We start from the raw sequence: 1,197 nt of genomic DNA, 5'->3' as shown, positions 1-1,197 counted from the left end.
CGTAAGCTTCCCCGATCGGCAGACACCCCATAAGTAGAACTTTCTGGCATGTTCCCCAGCCAGGAGGTTCCATGAAGAAGTCCCGTTTCACCGAGACCCAGATCGTCTCGATCCTCAAGGAGGCCGACGCCGGCGTGCCGGTCAAGGACATTTGCCGGCAGGCCGGCATCAGCGTGCCGACCTACTACAAGTGGAAATCGAAGTACGGGGGCCTGGAGGCCTCGGAGCTGCGGCGGGTCAAGGACCTGGAAGCCGAGAACGCCAGGCTCAAGCGGATGTACGCCGAACTGGCGCTCGACAACGCGGCGATGAAGGACCTGATCGCAAAAAAACTGTAGGGCCGGAGCAGAAGCGCGAGGCCGTGCGGTACCTCGTCGAGGTGCACGCGCGGCCCCTGAGCCGGTCCTGTGATTGCGTCGGGTTGTCGCGTGCGGCCTGGTATCAACCGCCGTTGCACTGGACCGTGCGCGACGCCGAGATCATCGCGGCACTGGCCGGGCAAGTCGAGAGTCGTCCGACGCGCGGCTTCTGGAAGTGCTGCAAGGTCCTGCGCCGTGCTCGGCCGGACTGGAACCACAAGCGAATCTACCGGGTGTACAAGGCCATGAAGCTCAACCTGCGTCGCAAGGCCAAGCAGCGGCTGCCCAAGCGCGAACGCGTGCCGCTGTACGTGCCGCGCCTGCCAGACACCGTCTGGTCGGCCGACTTCATGGCCGATGCGCTGGCCTGTGGCCGTCGCTTCCGGACCTTCAACGTAGTCGACGACTTCAACCGCGAGGCGCTGCACATCGAGGTCGACACCTCGATCTCGTCCGCGCGCCTGATCCGCATCTTCGAGCAGCTCAAGCGCGACCACGGCGTGCCGCAGGTCCTGCGCACCGACAACGGCCCGGAGTTCCTGGGCGAGGCCTTCGTGCAGTGGGCCAAGCTCAACGGCATGGCCATCCGCTACATCCAGCCCGGCAAGCCCAACCAGAACGCCTACATCGAACGCTTCAACCGGACCTTCCGCGAGGAGGTCCTGGACCAGCACCTGTTCACCCGCCTCGACGACGTGCGCGAGGCGGCGTACTGGTGGATGCTCGAGTACAACGAGGAGCGTCCCCATGACTCGCTCGGCGACATGACGCCGGTCGAGTACCGTCAAGCCGCCGAAGGTTCTACTTTTGAAATGTCTGCTTGACGGGGAAGCTTACG

General features: G+C 64.3%; 1 protein-coding gene. It reads left to right on the top strand.

Annotated features, from left to right (window positions below; genetic code table 11):
* The first annotated feature begins 71 nt into the window (after nucleotides 1–71).
* Nucleotides 72–1,183 (top strand): IS3 family transposase gene (locus SPK54_RS13585; protein ID WP_330948402.1). Its coding sequence is split into 2 segments (ribosomal slippage): nucleotides 72–324 and nucleotides 324–1,183, totalling 1,113 coding nucleotides; the frame shifts between segments, so codons are not numbered across the junction.
* Nucleotides 1,184–1,197: the final 14 nt, after the last annotated feature.

The organism is Thermomonas sp. LB-4 (assembly GCF_036409385.1).
In the GTDB taxonomy this organism is placed as follows: Bacteria; Pseudomonadota; Gammaproteobacteria; order Xanthomonadales; family Xanthomonadaceae; genus Thermomonas.
Note: the sequence above shows the minus strand (reverse complement) of the source record. Positions and strands in the feature narration are given on the sequence as shown.